Source organism: Vreelandella glaciei, assembly GCF_013415125.1.
In the GTDB taxonomy this organism is placed as follows: domain Bacteria; phylum Pseudomonadota; class Gammaproteobacteria; order Pseudomonadales; family Halomonadaceae; genus Vreelandella; species Vreelandella glaciei.
In genome coordinates this window covers 29,875-48,646 of the sequence record NZ_JACCDE010000007.1, presented here as the reverse complement: position 1 = coordinate 48,646, position 18,772 = coordinate 29,875, and the positions used below count along the sequence as shown (strand labels likewise).

Below are 18,772 nucleotides of genomic sequence, written 5' to 3'. Positions count from 1 at the left end.
TTAAAGTGAGCGAAACAACGACAATAAAAGGAGTCTTTAATGTCGCATTCAATGACCTTACCGCCACAGCAGGCGCTGATTGGTGGAGAGTGGATAACGACCGCCGCTACGCTTCAGGTAGAAGCCCCCGCCACGGGGGAGCCTTTAGCGCGTATTGCGCGTAGCCAAGCGGAAGAGGTCGATGCCGCCGTTCAGGCAGCGCGTCAGGCCTTTTCCGGACAGTTAGGCGAGTGGGCTCGCTGGTCTGCCCGGCAGCGTAGCGAATGGCTGCTGCGTTTTGCCAATGTGATCGAGGCGCATCATGAACAGCTAGCACAGCTCGAGTGTGCTGATACCGGTAAGCCGATGACCCAAGCCAAAGGGGATATATCCGCCTGCGCACGCTACTTCCGCTTTTATGGTGGGGCGGCGGATAAGCTTCACGGTGAAACCATTCCGTTTGAAACCGACTTCGCGGTAATGACCCTGCGCGAGCCTTACGGCGTATGTGCGCAAATTATTCCCTGGAATTATCCCTCTCAGATATTTGGACGCTGTGTGGCAGCCGCGCTGGCTGCAGGTAACTGCGTGGTGCTTAAGCCCGCCGAAGATGCCTGCTTGAGCGTGCTGCGCTTGGCAGAACTGGCGGTGAGCCATGGTCTCCCCGCCGGAGCACTCAATGTTGTGCCAGGCTTTGGTTATGAAGCAGGTGCAGCGCTTGCCGCCCATCCCCAAATTGATCATCTCTCTTTCACCGGCTCACCGGAGACCGGTACCCATGTCGCCCAAGCGGCCGCCCAGCACCATGTGCCGGTCACCTTGGAGCTAGGGGGTAAGTCACCTCAACTTGTGTTTGCCGATGCAGATCTTGATGCAGCACTTCCGGCAGTCGTACGCGGTATTGTTCAGAACGCTGGTCAGACCTGTTCGGCGGGTAGCCGTCTGCTGGTGCAGCGTGAAATCGCCGATAGCGTGGTGGCCAATCTTTGTGAGCGTTTTGCTGCTTTGCGCTGTGATGCGGGTGAAGCTGACGCCGACTGTGGCCCGCTGATCAATGCGCGCCAAAAAGCCAAACTGGAAGAACGGTTGGCGGCGGCCAAAGCCGATGGCATTCGCGTTGCGGCCATAGGCGAGCTAGCGTCGAGCGCACCGGGTGGTGGTCACTTTGTACTGCCTCAACTGTTGACCGATATTCCAGACGGGCATGAAGTCCTGTGCGAAGAGCTGTTTGGCCCGGTACTGGTGGTGCAGGTGTTTGAGGACGAAGCCGAAGCGCTTGCACTCGCTAATGCCACCGATTTTGGCCTGTGTGCCGGTATCTGGACGCGTGACGGCGGACGTCAGCTACGCTTGGCCAAAGGTATTCGCAGTGGCCAGGTGTTCATCAATAACTACGGCGCCGCCGGTGGTGTTGAACTACCTTTTGGTGGCATTGGGCGCTCCGGGCACGGCCGGGAAAAGGGCTTTGAAGGCTTGCGGAGCTATACTCGAATCAAGACCGTCGCTATCAAACACGGCTAGGATAGTAACCAAGTAAAAGGAGTCATCATAATGACAACAACTCGCCAGGTAGGCATCGTCGGCGTTGGCCTGATGGGCCATGGGATCGCCAGCAGTTTAATACGCGCAGGCCATCAGGTCAGTTTTCTTAATCATCCAGGCAACCAGCCTGTGGATGACTTATTGTCAGCCGGTGCCACCGCGCTGAATACAGGGCAGGAAGTGGCTCAGCAGTCTGAAGTGGTGATTCTTTGCGTCACCGGCTCACCCCAAGTAGAAGCGGTGTTGTTTGAGCCCAACGGTGTTTTGGATGGATTAAAGCCCGGCTGTGTCGTGGTGGATTGCTCCACCGCCTTGCCCAGCTCAACGGAAAAAGTCGCTGCCAGAGTCACCGAGGCGGGCGGACGCTTTATGGATGCCGCCATGACGCGCACGCCGAAAGAAGCCGCAGAAGGGCGGCTCAACTTGATTGTCGGTGCGCCCAAGGCACTGTTCGATGAAACGCTGCCTCTGCTGCAAGGATTTGCCGAAAATATTGCCCATGCGGGGGATGTAGGCGCGGGGCATACCCTCAAGTTGCTGCACAATTTTGTTTCGCTTGGGTTTTCGGCGGTATTAGCAGAGGCCACTGCGGCTTCTCGTAAAGCAGGGATTAGCGATACCGCCTTACTTGAAGTGCTTGGCGCAGGTGGCGGTGGCGGCGTGGTGCTTGAACGGCTGCGTCCTTACATTGCTGAAAACGATCCTTCGGGTTTCAAATTTACAGTAGCCAATGCCAGCAAGGATCTCGGTTACTACCACACCATGACCAATGAGTTGGGGGTGGAGCGCGGCGTTGCCGGGGCTGTTCATGCGCTTTATACATCAATCGACGACAGTTCGCTGGCGGTGCCTGAAGTGATTGGCGTACTAGAGAGCCGAAAACAGTGAAATTGGTGTAGGTTGCCAGGATGCAACAGCTACTGAAAATTGAGTTCAAAGAAATGCTGTCAGCATTGATAGTCTGTTTTTCAAGGTAGTTATAGCACTCTTTTTGTAATCAATTCTTAAATTAAATGACTATTTAAGTAGCCTTGTTGGTTGTGAGGTAACATCACATGGTAGATGTGGTGCACGCTTAGATAAGCCAACGGTCTGAAATGTGCAAACACGCCCTTTATCTCGCTAAAAAATAAAGGGCGTGATCGGGTATCAACAGGCGGCTTGTTGTCTTCAGCTAAACAGGCTTAGGTTGGGTCGCGGTCAATGGCAAACGCGGACCACGCTTGCCGCACCGGCATGATTTCCAAACGATTAATATTGATATGGGCGGGCAGTGTCGCTAGGTAGAAAAGCTGCTCGGCAATATCTTCTGCTTGAAGAGGTGACGTTCCCCTGTAAAGCGCGTCCGAAGCCTCCTGATTGCCTTTGGTTCTGACTAGGGTGAACTCCGTTTCCGCCATACCGGGAGCAAGGTCGGTCACGCGGACGCCCGTGCCTAGCAGGTCGCAGCGCAGGTTGTAGCTGAACTGCTGAACAAAGGCTTTCGATGCGCCGTACACATGGCCACCCGGATAAGGCCACTGTCCCGCCACTGAGCCAAGATTGAGAATACTCGCCCCTTCGCCGGTTTTAAGCAGTAGCGGCATTGCTGCGTGGGTGACGTTGACCAACCCGGTGATGTTGGTATCGATCATCGTATGCCAATCCTGCAGTGCTACTTTTTGCGCTGGTTCCGGCGCTAGCGCCAAGCCCGCATTGTTAATCAAGCAGGTCAGCGGTAGAAATTTTTCCGGCAGGTTGCTGATGGCCTGAGTCACTGCTTCACTGTCGCGAACATCTAGGGCTATCGTTAAAACGTCTACTTGGTCTGAAAGCTCATCCTTCAGCGCCTTCAAGCGTTCTTCGCGACGGCCGGTTAAAATTAATGACCAACCCGCTTTGGCAAAGCGTTGCGCTGCGGCTTTACCAAATCCTGACGTGGCTCCCGTGATAAGTACGCTGGGCATAGGGGTATCTCCTTTATAGTTAACAATGTGTAGATAAATATTCGTTTTTAGTTATTAAGCTATCTTTGATGATAGACGGTGCATTTCGTTACTTTAAGCAGCGCAGGAAAAAACGGTTAGAGCCAGTTAGCACTCGATAGTGTGACATTGGCACTCTCTGGTGCGTCTGTCCCTCTTGCTCGTAACGATTGGCCCTACAGCTTAATGGATCGGACTCACTAGGCTGGCAAGCACGCTATCTCCTTATGGATTAAACAGGGTGCTTGTTATGAATGCCAATGTTGCCGTTTCTGATTCCACTACTCACAGTGTAGATAATCGCTATGTGCACGGCCTGGACCGTCAGTATGTGTTCCACTCATGGGCTCAGCAAGGCAGTTTAGACCCCATGGTCATCGCGGGCGCGCAAGGATGCCGTGTATGGGATTACGCGGGGCGTGAGTATTTGGATTTTAGTAGCCAGTTAGTCAATACCAATATCGGCCATCAACACCCCAGTGTCGTGAGCGCGATCCAAGCGCAAGCCGCCAGCCTATGCACCATAGCCCCAGCCCATGCTAATTTGGCCCGCGGTGAGGCGGCCAAGCGTATTATCGCCAAAGCGCCGGCCGGTTTTAGTAAAGTATTTTTTACCAATGCGGGCGCTGATGCCAATGAAAATGCCATTCGCATGGCGCGGCTTTATACCGGGCGCACCAAAATACTGTCTGCCTACCGCTCCTATCACGGCAATACCGGTTCAGCGATTGCGGCCACCGGCGATTGGCGGCGGGTGCCCAACGAGTATGCCAGTGGGCACGTGCACTTCTTTAATCCCTACCTTTATCGCAGCGAGTTTTGGGCGCGGGACGAGGATGAAGAGTGTGAGCGGGCGTTAACCCATCTGCGTCGAGTCATTGAGTGCGAAGGCGCCAATGCCGTTGCGGCCATTCTGCTGGAAACCATTCCCGGTACGGCTGGCGTCCTGTTACCACCTAAAGCGTATCTGCAGGGCGTTAGGCAACTCGCCGACGAGTTTGGCATCGTGCTGATTCTTGACGAAGTGATGGCCGGCTTTGGTCGCACGGGGCGCTGGTTTGCCTTTGAACATTACGATATGGCACCGGACCTGATCGTTTTTGCCAAGGGGGTTAACTCAGGCTACGTACCTGCCGGTGGGGTGATTATTTCAGAGCCTATCTCACGCTATTTCGATGACCACTTTTTTGTCGGCGGCCTGACCTATTCCGGCCACCCGCTGGCGATGGCGGCCATTGTTGCCACGCTTGACGCTATGGAAGCAGAGGGCATCGTAGAGAATGCCGATAAAATCGGAAATGGGCCGCTAGCTGAAGGGCTGAAAAAGCTTGCTGAGCGCCACACTATCATAGGTGATTGGAGGGGTGTGGGCGTATTCCATGCCTTGGAATTAGTCAGCGACCCGGTGCGTAAAACGCCGCTACCCGGCACAGAAGTACTGAAACTCAAGCAGCTACTGATGGAGCAGGGACTGCTGGTATTTACTGTCGAAAATCGTATTCATGTGGTGCCACCGTGCATTGTGACCCCGGAGGAAGTGGAGGAGGGCTTGGCAATTCTAGAGCGCGTGTTTGAAAGCTACGCCGCATCACGGGAGTGACATATTGGCTACGTAGCTAAAGCGTTATCGTAGGCAAGGCCCAGGCGCTGTAAGCCTGGGTCGATACGCTGCATTTCAATAGCGCCGAATCCCAAACGGAAAAAGTGGCGCGGGGGAGCGGCATCGAAAAAGTGCTGGAAGCCCGGTTCAATCAGCACGCCACGCTGAGAAGCATGCCACGCAAGGCGCTGGGTATCGATGCCAGGATCGGTCTCCATCCAAAAAGCGCTGGAACGACTACTGCTGTGGCTGAGGCAGCCGGGTATTGAGTGATCAATGGCCAATCGCATGGCGTCGCGTCGTCGATCAACCTCTTCCACATGCAGTTTGAGGTAGCGCTCGTAATAGCCTTGAGAAATAAACTGCGCCAACTGGTGCTGCAAGGCCGCAGGCGGATGGCGGTACATCATACGGCGTAGCGCGCGCAGCTCATCGATCAATTCAGCATCCGCCACCACGTAGCCCATACGCAGCCCTGGCGAGAGCGCTTTAGATAAGCTGCCCATATAGATAATTCGCGCGCTCTGCGCACTGGCTTTCAGCGCCGGTAGTGCGAACTGATCACCGTGAATTTCAGCGTCATAATCATCCTCGATGACGATCTGGTCACGGTGAGGGAGTTGAGCCAATAGTGCATCTCGCCGTGTGCGGCTCATGGTAATGCCCGTCGGCACCTGATGACTGGGCATAACATACAGATAATCACTCTGCTGGGTGCCTTCCAGCTTCATGCCTTCTGCATCCATGGTTTGAAACTGCAGGCTGGCACCGCGCTGGGCAAATACGTTCATTGCCTCGCGGTAACCGGGGGTTTCCAGCGCCACACGGGTGCCCCGATGGCAGAGCAGTTGCGCAATCAAGTAGAGCGCATTTTGAGTCCCCATGGTGATGAGGATCTCTTCAGGCCGAGCGAAAATACCCCGGCGCGGTAAAATGCGTTTACGCAGTTGTTCAATCAGCAGCGGATCATCCTGATCGATACGATCCCGCAACCACGGTTTATCACGCTGTGAACTTAACAAGCGCCGAGAAACATCGCGCCACTGGGCTAACGGAAATAGTCGCGTATCTAACTGGCCATAAATAAAAGGGTACGCATACTCTGACCAATTGCCTGGTTTGAGAATACCTTGATAGTTAGTCGGGCGCTGAGCAATGCGTTTGTGCCAGTTTGGTGCAGTTGTAGCGTCTGTACTGTTCTCTGCTAATAGGGTTAAAGGTGAATTTAGTGCCAAGTGCGGATCGTGATAATCAGGGTGTAAATAGTAACCGCTACGAGGTCGACTAATTAGGTACCCATCTTCGACGAGTTTTTCGTAAACAATAGATACCGTATTGCGTGAAATACCCAGCTGTTGGGAGAGCTTACGGCAGGAGGGGAGTGCATCGTCAAAGGGTAAGCTGCCTAGGCGAATGGCTTCCAGCAGCGTTTCGCGCAGCTGTTCTTGCAGGCAGGTGGAAGCATTAGGATCGACCTCAAGACACAGTGTTGTCATGCACCCCTCCCTCTCAAATAACCCTCTTATCTATTTAACCTAAGCATCTTCCGTGCCAGTTTGATGATGGACAACTGTCCTTTTACTTTACGCCAACTGGCTCTAATCGAGAGGAGGATAAAAAACTAGGGTGAAGTCACTTTCAACTTGCAACCGTTGGGTTAGCGATGATTGGCCACTCTAGGGGAATAAGGTGATGAAAAAAGTAGCAGTTTTAACCTCTGCCATTAGCGTTGGTGTCCTTGCTTTAGGCATGTCATTAACCGCGATGGCCGCGGACTTAGAAGAAATCGAGAGCCGTGGCTACATGAGCGTGGCCACCGAAGATAATTACGCGCCGTTTAACTTTATGAGCGGTAGCGACCCAGATGGTTTTATCAAAGATATCTTGATTGAACTGGAGGAGTACGCTGACTTCGAGATCCGCCAGGATATTTTGCCGTGGACTGGGCTCTTGGCGTCGGTTTCATCGGGCCAGTACGACATGGCGCTTACCGGCGCTTCGGTGACTGATGAGCGGCTACGGGTATTTAACTACGCACCGCCGTTCGCCTCTGCCCAGCACTTCTACATCAAGCGGGCGGGCGATGACCGTATCAATAGCGTCGAGGATTTAAGCGGTATGACCCTGGGTGTTCAGGCGGGCAGTGCACTGCTTTCGCGTTTGCCTGAGCTGGAAGTCATGCTCGAGGAGAGCGGTGGCGAATTGGGGGATGTTATGCAGTATGAAGCCTACCCCGAAATCTATGCGGATCTCGCCAATGGTCGTGTCGATTATGTGATCAACTCCATCGTCCCGGTGAATGACTTGATTCGTGAGCGCCCCGACGTGTTTGAGGCGGGCCAAGCCGTTTCCGGTCCTGGCTATGTGGCGTGGCCAATGCCCAAGGACAGCCCAGAACTGCTGACCTATATCACCGATTTTATGAGCCATCTGCGTGACTCTGGCCGCCTGGCCGAACTACAGGAAGAGTGGTTTGGCGAGTCCTTTGACGACCTACCGACAACCCCCATCACCTCAGTGGAAGAATTCCACGAAATGGCCGGTATGTAAGCCATCATATTCGCCTGCCGCCCGGCCTGGGCGGCAGTTTTCTTATCGCGAATTAGGGGGTGAGTATGGACAGTAGCGCATGGGGGCTCCTTGTCCAGGGTGCCTGGACAACGCTTTGGATCTCGGGCATATCCATTGCCATCGGTGTAGTAATGGGGTTGCTGATCGCCTTGCTAAGAGTGGCTAAAATCCCTGTTCTGCACCAGCTGCTAGGCGTCTACATTAGCCTGGCGAGAGCAACACCGTTGGTCACGCTGGTGCTGTTCATCTTTTTAACCGCACCGACCATGGGCGTTAACCTTAATCGCAATGTGGCGGGCATTATTGCGCTAACCCTTAATACCACTGCGTTTAACGCCGAAATTTGGCGCTCAGCATTTAATAACTTCTCCAAAGAGCAGCGCGAAGCGGCGCTGGCGATTGGCATGACCCCATGGGTCTACTTTCGCCGCATCATGCTGCCGCAAATTACCATTACCAGCCTACCGGGCTTAGTCAACGAGATGTCGTTTTTAATCAAAGGCAGCCCCGCCATTGCGGTGATCGGTGTGGTCGACCTTACGCGGGTGACCAATCGCATTTCAGCGGTTACCTACGACCCTTTACCGCCTATTTTAGCCGCAGCGGCCCTGTATATGCTGATCATCAGCCTGCTGGTATGGCTGCAGCGCGTGGCTGAGCGCAAAGCCAGCCGACTGGCCGTCTGACGTGGTCATTTAGGGAGCCATTATGAGCAATTGGGATATTCTTTGGTCATCGTACGATGTGTTTTTAAACGGTTTTTATAACACCTTAAAACTGTTTGGTTTATCTGCAGTGCTGGCGTTTATCTTGGGTAGCGGGATCGTATTTTTGTTAGAGGGTTCGCGCCCGCGTTTAAAAATACCGCTGCGCATCTTTATTGACGCCATGCGCATGCTGCCGTTTCTGATTCTGGCCTATTTACTCTATTACGGCCTGCCCAGCGCAGGCATCCGCATGAGCGCCTGGACGGCGGGGATTATCGCTCTTGTTATCTATCATGGCGCTTACTTCGCAGAAATACTGCGTGGCTGCCGCGCTACTTTCGCACAAGGACAGGTGGAGGCTGCCATTGCGCAGGGGTTTTCTCAGCCCAAGATGTTTATGCGTATTATTTTGCCGCAGCTGATATTGAAGACACGAGGCTTGTTGGGTAATCAACTGATTATCTTGCTCAAAGACACCGCCTTTTTGGTGATTATCACCGTACGCGAACTCACTGCGGCGGCGAGCAGCCTGTCGAGCACCTACTTCATTCCCATGGAGGCCTTCATCGTGGTGATCGGCTTCTACTGGATGATCAGCATTGGTTTAGAGCTACTTATCAAAATGATTGGCCGTTTTGGCGCCAAGCGAGGATTCGAAAATGCCTGAGACCGCCGCCGTTAGTATTCGCAAACTATCTAAAAGTTTTGATGGCACCGAGGTGCTGCGGGACGTTTCGCTGGAAGTGCAGACTGGAGAGGTGGTGAGTATTTTGGGCTCATCCGGCTCGGGTAAATCTACCTTACTACGCTGTATCAACTGGCTGGAGCGGCCTGACCATGGTGATATCCGTATCGACGGCGACCGCATTGGTGTCAGCGACAGCGGTAAGCCTATGTCGCGCCGGGAACTGGCGGGTATGCGTGCGCGCCTAGGGATGGTTTTCCAGGGCTTTAACCTCTGGCCTCATTTAAGCGTACTGCGCAATGTCACCGAGGCACCCATTCATGTTCAGGGCGTAAGCAAAGCCGAAGCCGAGGAACGGGCCATGGCGCTGCTTGAAAAGGTGGGCATGGTCGATAAGCGAAACGACTACCCGTATACGCTTTCAGGTGGGCAAAAACAGCGAGTTGCAATTGCCAGAGCGCTCGCCATGCAGCCTAAAGTGATGTTATTTGATGAGCCCACTTCAGCGCTTGACCCAGAGTTAGTGGGCGAAGTGCTAGGCGTCATTAAAGACCTTTCAAAAGAGGGCTACACCATGGTGCTGGTGACCCACGAAATGGAGTTCGCCCGGGCAGTCTCCGATCAGGTGGTCTTTCTCGATAAAGGTATCATTATCGAAAAATCCCACCCTAGCGAGTTTTTCGTCAATCCTAAAACAGAGCGAGTACGGCGCTTCTTGGAGCTTGAAGTACCCGTGGCTTAATTATTAAGGAAGAAGTTTCCCTCCTTAATAACGTGAGTACATCACACTGACCGCGTTGTACTTGCCGACGCGGAAGCTTCTTCCTCCGCTTGTACAGCATCTGCCAGCATATACGCGGTAATCGCGGAGAGCGTCCAGCCCAGGTGACCGTGACCAGTGTTGTAGAAGACCGTGGGTGATTTTCCGCGACCGACTTTGGGCAGCATGTTGGGAAGCATCGGACGTAAGCCTGCCCAGGGCACCACGCGGCGGGTGCTAACGCCAGGGAAGCACTCCTCCACCCAGCGGGTTAACGGGCGGATACGGTTGTCGCGAATATCGCGATTGAAGCCGTTGAATTCGGCGGTACCCGCGATGCGAAAGCGGTCGTCGCCCAGGCGGCTGGTCACCAGTTTGGTTTCATCATCGAGTAGGCTCACGTTGGGGGCGGCCTGTTGAGAGGCGGCGTCATCGAGCTGCACGGTAATGGAGTAACCTTTGACCGGGTAGATATTGACCCGGTCTCCCAGCTTGGCAGCCAGAGCACGGCTGCCTACCCCGGCGCAGACCACCACGCTATCGAATGTTTCACGCACCGGTTCACCGTCAGCCTCGCCTTCAATGGTGGCGGTGATCCATGCGTGCTGTTCGTCTGCGCCGAGATCCTGCACGCTGTGGCCATATTTAAGCGTTACGCCGCGGCGCTCGGCGGCTTGCGCCAGGCCGTGGGTAAACTTATGAATATCACCCGTGGCGTCGCTTTCAGTATAGAAGCCGCCGTAGTAGCTGCCCGCCAGGGTTGGTTCGATGGCGCGCATCTCGTCGGGGCTGACCGCCCGGCGTTCAAGGCCGCCTTTGCTGAGCAGTTGCGATACCTTAGCGGCGTGGTCATAGCCCGCTTTATCGCGGTAAATATGCAAAATCCCTTTCTGCTTGAGGTCAAAATCGATCTGCTCGTCTTTTGCCCACTGAAACAGGTGCTCTCGGGCGGCAATGGCCAGGCGGGCGGTTTCGGTAGTGTTGGCAGCGTAGCGGGGGATCGAGGCGATAAACTCGCCAAACCAGCTGAGTTTGTGCCAGCTGGGGCGAGGGTTGACCAGCAGTGGTGCGTCGTTTCTGAGCATCCAGCGCATGCCCTTGATCACGGTTGGCCAGTGGTTCCACACTTCGGCATTCGAAGCCGAGAGCTGACCACCGTTGGCGAACGAGGTCTCCATGGCGGCGTAACGATGCTTTTCAAAGACGGTGACATGATAGCCACGTTTGGCCAGGGCGTAGGCGCTGGTAATGCCGGTGATACCGCCACCGATAACGGCAATGCGTTGCATGAGTCTCTCCAGATTGTATGAGCGTCGGGAATACCACCTAACGGCGTAGCTGTTGGCGTACCCCTTCCGTCATGGAACCTGAGAGATTCACGTACCCGTTGGGCTCGCTTGCTCCTTCGGTGGGCTGAGTGACGCAGTCATCAGCCGCTCTTCGGAAAGTGAGGGTAATAGCGGTCCGGTTGCCTGAGAGTTTCCGGGGCTGTTGCTCCTTCGGCGCTGGCGTCATCATAGTTTGATGCACCAAGCTCTCCCGCTATTACTTTGCTGTTTTTGTTCTAATGCAAATAGTTTTAACAAGATCAGTTTTAACGCGACTAGTTTTAGCATGGAAGTCGACGAAGGTCGTGAACGTTTATTCCACGGGCTGGGCACGCTCGATGATTGCCGCGCAATTCAGCCCGGTGGGTAAGGTACCGGTATTGAGGCTGCTGCGGTCAGCAAGCCGTCCAGCGCAGAACGCATCGGCCACATAAGCGGGAGCGTGCTGTACCAGCAGCGCGCCCTGTAACGCCAGGGCCATGCCGTCCGCCAACTGGCGAGCGCGGTACTGGAGCGCTTGGGTATCCTGCATCTGCCGCTGTAATTGGTGGATAAAGCGGTCAAGATGCCCATTGGCACCTTGCGCTTTGGAAAGCTCGGCGAAGTAGGCGTCGAGCACCTCGGGCTGTTTTTCAATCGCGCGCAGGATATCCAGACACTGCACATTTCCACTGCCTTCCCAGATGGCGTTGATGGGCGACTCGCGAAACAGGCGCGCCGTTATGTGGGTCTCCATGACGCCGCTACCGCCAATCACCTCCATTGCCTCGTAAGCGTGGTGGGGCGTGCGCTTGCAGATCCAGTACTTGCCGACGGGGGTGGCTATGCGCGAAAGCAAACGCTCATGCTCGTTGTCCTGATGATCCATAGCCCGGGCCATGCGCAGCATCAGGGTGGTGGCGGCCTCGCTCTCAATGGCCAAATCCGCGAGCACATTTTGCATCAGCGGCTGCTCGCTTAGGCGCGCCCCAAAGGCATGCCGATAGGAGGCGTGATGAATCGCCTGGGCGGTGGCTTGACGCATTCCTGCAGCTGAGCCAATCATGCAGTCGTAGCGGGTCATGGCGACCATCTCAATGATCGTACGCACGCCACGGCCTTCGTCGCCCACCATCCAGGCAAAGGCACCGCGCAGTTCTGTCTCGCTGGAGGCGTTCGCCACGTTGCCCATTTTGCGCTTCAACTGCTGAATATGAAGTGGGTTCTTGCTGCCGTCGGGCCGCCAGCGCGGCAGCAGAAAGCAGCTTAAGCCGCCGGGTGCCTGGGCGAGTACCAGAAAGGCGTCGCACATCGGTGCCGAGACAAACCACTTATGCCCCACCAGCTCAAAAGCTTCACCCGGCCCGCTTTGGCCAATCGGGTAGGCGCGAGTGGTGTTCAGGCGCACATCGGAGCCGCCCTGCTTTTCGGTCATTGCCATGCCGAGAGTGACGCCCTGTTTCTCAAAATAAGGCACGTTGCGCGGGTCATAATGCGGGGCGGTGATTTTATCGCCCCAGCTCTCAAGCAAGCTGGGCTGGTGGCGCAAAGCTGGCAGGGCAGCAAACGTCATGGTGATGGGGCAACCATGGCCCGCTTCTACCTGGGCCTGTAAAAAGTAGTTGGCGGCCCGATTAACATGCGCACCGGGCTGAGGGTTTCGCCAGGGGCTGGCATGCAAGCCGTGCTCTACCGCCGTTTGCATCAGCTGATGGTAGGCAGGGTGGAACTCGATCAGATCAACTCGATGCCCTTGCCGGTCATGGGTGACCAACTGAGGTGCGTAACGATTGGCGTCAAAGCCCAGGGCAATGGCCTCGGCGGAGCCCGCCCACTGCCCAAACGTCTTGAGAGCGCTATCGTTAGTACCACCTTCGCGTTTAACGCCCTCTTGAAGTGCGCGGTCAGCGGTGTAGCTGTTGTAGTTTGCAAGCGTTGGTGGCTGGTTTTCCACCTGATGGGTATTGGCCTGGAGTTTGTCGGCAAGTGGATAGTGGTGCGTCATGGTGAGAACCTAGTGTCAGATAATTATATTTATTTAAACGATCGTTTTATCTCTTTTATAGTAGTTGCTTGGCGAGGAGGGCGCTAAAAATTTAGCGTAAAAAGAAGCGGGATTTGTTCTGCTTTGCTCAGCCAGCGTATTTAACCGACAATGCCAAGCTTATCCTTTTCAGCCTTGGGTACTATCAATGCAAGCAAACGGCTTTTTTGACGAAATAGGCGAGACCATCGGCGAGGCAATCCGCGTGGTGGTTGAGTTCTTATTGGGCATATTTACCAATTTCTTTGGTGCCTTTGGCGATTTTATCGATGGCTTAACCCGTTCCTTGGGAATCAACGATTCTTTTTTTAGCATTGCCGTGCTGGTCGTTGGCCTATTGATTCTGTTTGGCGGTGTCCGTGCATTTCTGCGCGGATCGCTGATAGGGGGGATATTCCGTACCTTATTGGGGCTGTTTATTCTTTCTTGGCTGATGATGTAAAGCGTTGCCTTACCCTTAAAGTAGCGCCCTTGAGCCAGTTTCATCAAGGATATGACGGATTGTCATTTGCTTATTTGGTGCATTTTGCCATCATCTGCACTCATTTTGTGCAAAGCGAGTGCAATGAAAACTTATCTTGGCAAGATGCGGGGGCAACGAATTAAGCGTAACCGAGTGGGTTGGCAGGATGCGGTGTGGTCATGGATCGGCGCCTTTAGCGGTATGGCGGTTATCTGCTGGTTAAGCTCGGCTTGGCTCTCGCAACAGCTGCTGATCGTAGGCTCCTTCGGGGCGACGTCAGTGCTTATCTATGCTGCTCCTGAAAGTCCTTTTGCTCAGCCAAGCCACGTGCTGTTTGGCAGCGTGCTATCAGCGGGTATCGGCGTCGCTTGCTACCAACTGCTGGGGGCGACACCGCTCTCGATGTCTCTGGCTGTATCGCTGTCGATACTTGTTATGCAATTAACCCACACGGTTCACCCACCGGGAGCCGCGGCTGCACTGATTGCAGTAGGTGGCGGGGCTAGCGTTCACCAATTGGGTTGGTGGTACCCGCTGTTACCGATTGGCGCAGGCAGTGTTGTGATGCTGATCATTGCTGTTTTGGTCAATAACCTTGCTCGGCACCGCCGTTATCCCCGGTACTGGTGAGGTCATACGCGGCTGAGTTGATACTCCAGTGCGAATATATGAGCATCCTCTGCCCCTAGTTCACGTAGAGCGGCAGCCAGATTGACCAGGTACTCACGGTTAGGGCCGCTGGGGCCGTGCGCGTTAGCTATTTGTAACGCTATTTCGTCCAGTGTCGCCTCGCCTAGAAAGGCCGGGTTATCTTCGCTGGCGAGATAAATAAGCCCTTCGCTCTGTTCAGGCGTTTCGCTGCTGACATCGGTAAACGTCAGCGGAACTTTCTCCCGTAGGTAGCCGTTTTTCTCCCGAACATCCAGCGGTGCCAGTACTTCCGGTGTAATCCGGTAGGCCATGCCATGGCACACCGCGCCCTCAGCGGGAATTAAGGTGGCAACCCGTCCCGGTGCTTCAAGCGTACCGCGATGGTCATGGGAGCCTTGCCAAAATCGCCGTTCCCAGCCGGTGATAAACGCCGGGCGGCGCTCTAAATAGGCAAAGTCCGCCTTCCAGATCAGCGAACCATAGCCAAATAGCCAAATCTCGGCATGGCCATCGAAGAAATTTCTTTGCTGGTTAAGCGCAGTGGTATCAAGCATCGGTATCAGGCAACGTTTTTAAGTCACATTTTTCAAGTAACATGGTGGGCAACGACGGTGTAAAACCACCATCTTAACATGTCATGGTTGATCACCCACTTGATCGCCAAGGCCATAATAGGAGGCTGCCATGCGCGCGATTTTTTTGGTCGATAACGGCTCGCTACGAGCGCAGGCAACGCTTAATTTACGTCGCGTGGCGGCGTCGCTTAGTGAGCTTATGGGTGAAACCGTACAGGCGGCTTCACTGCTGCACTCCAATAAGATTCCAGTGAAAGAGGTCGATGGCATTCCCGCTACCACCCTTGGCCCCGCCGCTGAACGCAGTGCCGAACAAGGGGCGACAGAGATCCTGATCCTGCCGTTCTTTTTTGGCCCCAGCAAGGCACTGACTAGCTATCTGCCCGAGCGCATGGCCACGCTGCAAGAGCGCTTTCCCCATGTGAAGATGCGTGTAGCCCCGCCCTTGGTGGATGAATTGGGGGATAACGACCTGCGCCTAGCCCATCTGCTGGCAGACAATGTGCGCGAGAAGCTTCAACCAGCTACTAAACCTCATGTGGCGCTGGTAGATCACGGCAGCCCGATTCCTGACGTCACCGCCGTGCGCAACCGCTTAGCAGGGCAGCTTAGCGTGCTGTTAGCCGATGACGTAGCGTGTGTTGCTGCTGCTTCTATGGAACGCCGCGAGGGTGATGAGTACCGCTTTAACGAGCCGCTGCTGGAAAACTTGCTGGTGTCACCCGAGTTCAATGCAGGCCCGGTCATCCTGGCGATGCTGTTTCTTTCGCCGGGGCGCCATGCGGGGGAGGGTGGCGATATCGCTGAAATATGCGCGGCGGCTGAGCAGCAGCATCCTGGGCTTTCTGTGACCACGACTAAGCTGGTAGGCGAACATCCAGGTATTGTCGATATTTTGCACTCTCGATTGCGTCAAGCGATTGATGATGAACGCTTTCTGCTCGATATCCCTGCCATCACTTGATGTGACTAAAGTCTGATGGGTGAATACAGGCCAAATAGCGCGTAGAATCGCGAGCCTTTCTATTGATTATCAATGACACGTTAACCGGGCTCCTTTTGTGATCGCAACCGCCAATATCACCATGCAGTTTGGGGCTAAGCCCCTGTTTGAAAATGTCTCCGTTAAATTCAACAACGGCCACCGGTACGGCCTGATTGGCGCGAACGGCTGCGGCAAATCCACCTTTATGAAAATCCTCGGTGGTGATTTGGAGCCCTCTTCCGGCCAGGTGATGCTGGATAGCAGCACGCGGTTAGGTAAGCTGCGTCAGGATCAATTTGCGTTTGAAAACGAGCGCGTCATCGACACCGTGATCATGGGCAATGTCGAGCTCTGGTCGGTGGCTGCCGAGCGCGAGCGTATTTACTCGCTGGCAGAGATGAGCGAAGAGGACGGCATGGCCGTTGCTGATCTAGAAGTGCGCTTTGCCGAGCTGGATGGCTACACCGCTGAGCCCCGCGCAGGTGAACTGCTACTGGGCTTGGGTATTCCTATTGAGCAGCACACCGGCCCGATGAGCGAAGTGTCGCCCGGCTGGAAACTGCGCGTGCTGCTGGCCCAGGCACTGTTCTCCGACCCCGATGTGCTGCTGCTGGATGAGCCCACCAACCACCTGGATATCAACACCATCCGCTGGCTGGAAGACATTCTTAAAGCGCGCAGCAGCACCATGATCATCATCTCTCACGACCGCCATTTCCTGAATAGCGTCTGCACCCACATGGCGGATCTGGATTACGGAGAAATTACCCTGTTCCCGGGTAACTATGATGACTATATGACCGCCGCTACCGCGGTTCGTGAGCGTCAGCACTCGGATAACGCCAAGAAAAAGGCCCAGATTGCCGAGCTGCAGCAGTTCGTTAGCCGCTTCTCTGCCAACGCCTCAAAGGCCAAACAGGCTACCTCGCGAGCGCGTCAGATCGACAAAATTAAGCTGGAAGATATCAAACCTTCCAGTCGTGTCAGTCCGTTTATTCGTTTTGATCAGGCCAAGAAAATTCACCGTAATGCTGTCAACGTAGATGGCATCACTAAAAGCTATAACGGCGAGAAGCCGCTGTTTGAGCGCCTCTCCATGACCGTGGAAGCCGGCGAGCGTATTGCCATCATCGGCCCCAATGGCATTGGTAAAACCACGCTACTGAAAACCCTGGCGGGCGAGTTACACCCAGATGCCGGTGAAGTGAAGTGGACCGAAGCCGCTGACGTCGGGGTTTTTGCCCAAGATCATAGCGATGATTTTGCCGTTGATGCCACGCTATTTGAGTGGATGTCGAGCTGGACGACCGGCGGCGAGCAGGTGGTTCGGGGCGCGTTAGGACGGATGCTGTTTTCCAGCGACGATATTGGTAAATCGGTGAAGGTGATTTCCGGTGGCGAGCAGGGTCGCATGCTGTTCGGTAAGTTAATCCTTACTCAGCCCAACGTAATGCTGATGGATGAGCCGACCAACCACCTGGATATGGAGTCTATCGAGGCGTTGAACCTGGCCCTGGAGAACTACCCAGGCACGCTGCTATTTGTCAGTCACGACCGCGAGTTTGTCTCTTCACTGGCGACGCGCATTATTGATATGCAGCCGGATGGTATTATCGACTTCAGCGGTAACTATGACGATTACTTGCGCAGCCAAGGCGTTGTATAAACGCGTTTAACCGATAATGCGTTGATAGGTGGCTTCTGTGGCGGGTTCTCGGTCACCATCGAGTAATTCGCCCTGAAAAATCTCAGCGGCTTGTTTGGCAATATCTACGAACACAATCATCTGCTGGTTGCGCCGCTTATGCAGTGGGGGTTTAACCAGCAGGCTTATGCCTTTTACTTCGTGATTGGCATCCCGGTAGAGATCAGGCATTTCGCCGGGTAGAAAGGCATTAGCGATGGTCACTGGGTTGGAAGGCTGCTTACCTGGAACATGGTAAACCTTGGTGAGTGGATCGTATTTAGCCTCTATCTGACGCAGCCAATCGGTCAATTGTTGCGTGGTGTCAGGGGAAGGGTTGGCGAACACCACAAACAGTGAATGCTGCTTAAACGTTGTTTTCGATTCATCAGCGGGCACCGGGGGTTCTTTAGCAGGCTCAGGAGGCGCGGTTGTCGTCGCCTGTTTCGTCTCAGTGGAAGCAAGGAACTCTTTTTGTGAACGTTTACGGCGCTGAGAAAGCATAAAGTAGAGAAACAGCGCTGCCGCCACCAGCCCCAAAATCAAGGATCCGCCAGCCAGCAGTGTCACCATTGATGTGTTTTCCATCTCTCTACTCCCTCCTGTGAACCTAAAGTAGGTCCGCTAATAGCATTTTATTATGGCGGCAGAGCTTAAGTTGTTGATTGAAATGCTATTAGCGCCGGTTAAACCGCCAAATCGTTGCATTGAGTGCCAGCGCCAGCGCAACCCATAGCCAGTAAGGCACCATCAGCCACGCGGCGAGTGTGCTGACTTGGGAAAATAGCGCAATGGCGACAGTAATCAACCCTAGTAATACCACAATATCGGCTAGTGCCGCGGCTATCTGTTTGCGTCCAAAGAACAGCCAGGACCACGCCGCATTGGCGAAAAGTTGTAGCACGTAAACCGCTAAGCCTGCCGTACGCACCGTAGAGTCGTCTGCCATGTAGATTCGCCAGGCGGCGATCGCCATCAATAGATAAAGTATGCCCCACGCGATAGGAAAAGCGATATCGGGGGGTGTCCAGGTAGGCTTACGCAGTTCGCGGTACCAGTTATCAGGACGAAAACGCGCACCGGTACTGGCGGTAAGGCCAACTAACAGGATAGACAGCAGCAGCACCAGCAGCGAACCAAGCATGTATCACCCGTGTGTTAAAACTAAAGAATCAATAGCCTAGCAGTGTTTGATAATAATCAGACATAAAAAAGCATCACCTAAGTGATGCTTTTCAGTCGTAAGAGTTCATCA

Annotated in this window: 18 protein-coding genes and 1 riboswitch; of the genes, 11 read left to right on the top strand and 7 right to left on the bottom strand. The window is 54.4% G+C overall.

Annotated features, from left to right (window positions below; genetic code table 11):
* Positions 1-39: 39 nt before the first annotated feature.
* Together HZS80_RS06560 and HZS80_RS06555 are read left to right on the top strand one after the other, a co-directional pair.
* Positions 40-1,500 (top strand): aldehyde dehydrogenase family protein, encoded by a 1,461-nt coding sequence (locus tag HZS80_RS06560; protein WP_179915528.1) that lies wholly within the window; start codon positions 40-42, stop codon positions 1,498-1,500.
* 30 nt (positions 1,501-1,530) lie between these two features.
* A complete protein-coding gene (locus tag HZS80_RS06555; protein WP_179915527.1) occupies positions 1,531-2,409 on the top strand; it encodes an NAD(P)-dependent oxidoreductase in 879 nt (292 codons plus the stop codon).
* Positions 2,410-2,705: 296 nt separating this feature from the next.
* On the opposite strand, the gene HZS80_RS06550 is transcribed toward HZS80_RS06555, so the two are convergent.
* A complete protein-coding gene (locus tag HZS80_RS06550) occupies positions 2,706-3,467 on the bottom strand; it encodes an SDR family NAD(P)-dependent oxidoreductase (protein ID WP_179915526.1) in 762 nt (253 codons plus the stop codon).
* Positions 3,468-3,735: 268 nt separating this feature from the next.
* Between HZS80_RS06550 and HZS80_RS06545 the strand changes: the two genes are divergently transcribed.
* The gene (locus tag HZS80_RS06545) at positions 3,736-5,085 is read left to right on the top strand and encodes an aspartate aminotransferase family protein (RefSeq protein ID WP_179915525.1); all 1,350 of its coding nucleotides are present in this window, start codon (positions 3,736-3,738) and stop codon (positions 5,083-5,085) included.
* Between the two features lie 8 nt (positions 5,086-5,093).
* Here HZS80_RS06545 and pdxR read toward each other — a convergent pair whose 3' ends face one another.
* Positions 5,094-6,581, bottom strand: a complete 1,488-nt coding sequence (gene pdxR, locus HZS80_RS06540; RefSeq protein WP_179915524.1) for a MocR-like pyridoxine biosynthesis transcription factor PdxR — start codon at positions 6,579-6,581, stop codon at positions 5,094-5,096.
* A gap of 196 nt (positions 6,582-6,777) precedes the next feature.
* On the opposite strand from pdxR, the gene HZS80_RS06535 reads away from it, so the two are divergent.
* The 4 genes from HZS80_RS06535 to HZS80_RS06520 all read left to right on the top strand — a co-directional run bounded on the left by HZS80_RS06535 (position 6,778) and on the right by HZS80_RS06520 (position 9,790).
* Entirely contained in the window at positions 6,778-7,635 is an 858-nt protein-coding gene (locus HZS80_RS06535) for a transporter substrate-binding domain-containing protein (protein ID WP_035560787.1), read from the top strand.
* A gap of 65 nt (positions 7,636-7,700) precedes the next feature.
* The gene (locus HZS80_RS06530; RefSeq protein ID WP_179915523.1) at positions 7,701-8,342 is read left to right on the top strand and encodes an amino acid ABC transporter permease; all 642 of its coding nucleotides are present in this window, start codon (positions 7,701-7,703) and stop codon (positions 8,340-8,342) included.
* Positions 8,343-8,364: 22 nt separating this feature from the next.
* Entirely contained in the window at positions 8,365-9,030 is a 666-nt protein-coding gene (locus HZS80_RS06525) for an amino acid ABC transporter permease (RefSeq protein ID WP_179915522.1), read from the top strand.
* Positions 9,023-9,790, top strand: coding sequence for an amino acid ABC transporter ATP-binding protein (locus HZS80_RS06520; protein ID WP_035560796.1), 768 nt, complete (start codon positions 9,023-9,025; stop codon positions 9,788-9,790). The genes HZS80_RS06525 and HZS80_RS06520 overlap by 8 nt, the downstream gene beginning before the upstream one ends.
* A 41-nt stretch (positions 9,791-9,831) precedes the next feature.
* Here HZS80_RS06520 and HZS80_RS06515 read toward each other — a convergent pair whose 3' ends face one another.
* Both HZS80_RS06515 and HZS80_RS06510 read right to left on the bottom strand, forming a co-directional pair.
* Positions 9,832-11,097 carry a D-amino acid dehydrogenase gene (locus HZS80_RS06515; RefSeq protein WP_179915521.1) on the bottom strand — a complete coding sequence of 422 codons (1,266 nt, stop codon included), beginning with the start codon at positions 11,095-11,097 and terminating at the stop codon, positions 9,832-9,834.
* A 161-nt stretch (positions 11,098-11,258) separates the two neighbouring features.
* Positions 11,259-11,360, bottom strand: a riboswitch (glycine riboswitch).
* 89 nt (positions 11,361-11,449) lie between these two features.
* Positions 11,450-13,120 (bottom strand): isovaleryl-CoA dehydrogenase, encoded by a 1,671-nt coding sequence (locus tag HZS80_RS06510; protein ID WP_179915520.1) that lies wholly within the window; start codon positions 13,118-13,120, stop codon positions 11,450-11,452.
* A gap of 187 nt (positions 13,121-13,307) precedes the next feature.
* On the opposite strand from HZS80_RS06510, the gene HZS80_RS06505 reads away from it, so the two are divergent.
* The gene (locus HZS80_RS06505; protein WP_008959277.1) at positions 13,308-13,601 is read left to right on the top strand and encodes a hypothetical protein; all 294 of its coding nucleotides are present in this window, start codon (positions 13,308-13,310) and stop codon (positions 13,599-13,601) included.
* Positions 13,602-13,724: 123 nt separating this feature from the next.
* Complete coding sequence (locus HZS80_RS06500; RefSeq protein ID WP_035560806.1) at positions 13,725-14,252, top strand: HPP family protein; 528 nt, start codon at positions 13,725-13,727, stop codon at positions 14,250-14,252.
* A gap of 2 nt (positions 14,253-14,254) precedes the next feature.
* Here the strand turns inward: HZS80_RS06500 and HZS80_RS06495 are convergent, their stop codons facing one another.
* Positions 14,255-14,827, bottom strand: coding sequence for a gamma-glutamylcyclotransferase (locus tag HZS80_RS06495; protein ID WP_035560809.1), 573 nt, complete (start codon positions 14,825-14,827; stop codon positions 14,255-14,257).
* A 130-nt stretch (positions 14,828-14,957) separates the two neighbouring features.
* On the opposite strand from HZS80_RS06495, the gene HZS80_RS06490 reads away from it, so the two are divergent.
* Both HZS80_RS06490 and HZS80_RS06485 read left to right on the top strand, forming a co-directional pair.
* Complete coding sequence (locus HZS80_RS06490; protein WP_035560812.1) at positions 14,958-15,812, top strand: sirohydrochlorin chelatase; 855 nt, start codon at positions 14,958-14,960, stop codon at positions 15,810-15,812.
* A gap of 97 nt (positions 15,813-15,909) precedes the next feature.
* The gene (locus tag HZS80_RS06485; RefSeq protein ID WP_179915519.1) at positions 15,910-17,499 is read left to right on the top strand and encodes an ABC-F family ATPase; all 1,590 of its coding nucleotides are present in this window, start codon (positions 15,910-15,912) and stop codon (positions 17,497-17,499) included.
* Between the two features lie 6 nt (positions 17,500-17,505).
* On the opposite strand, the gene HZS80_RS06480 is transcribed toward HZS80_RS06485, so the two are convergent.
* Positions 17,506-18,105, bottom strand: a complete 600-nt coding sequence (locus HZS80_RS06480; RefSeq protein WP_035560820.1) for a cell division protein ZipA C-terminal FtsZ-binding domain-containing protein — start codon at positions 18,103-18,105, stop codon at positions 17,506-17,508.
* 88 nt (positions 18,106-18,193) lie between these two features.
* Complete coding sequence (locus HZS80_RS06475; RefSeq protein WP_179915518.1) at positions 18,194-18,661, bottom strand: TspO/MBR family protein; 468 nt, start codon at positions 18,659-18,661, stop codon at positions 18,194-18,196.
* Between the last annotated feature and the right edge of the window lie 111 nt (positions 18,662-18,772).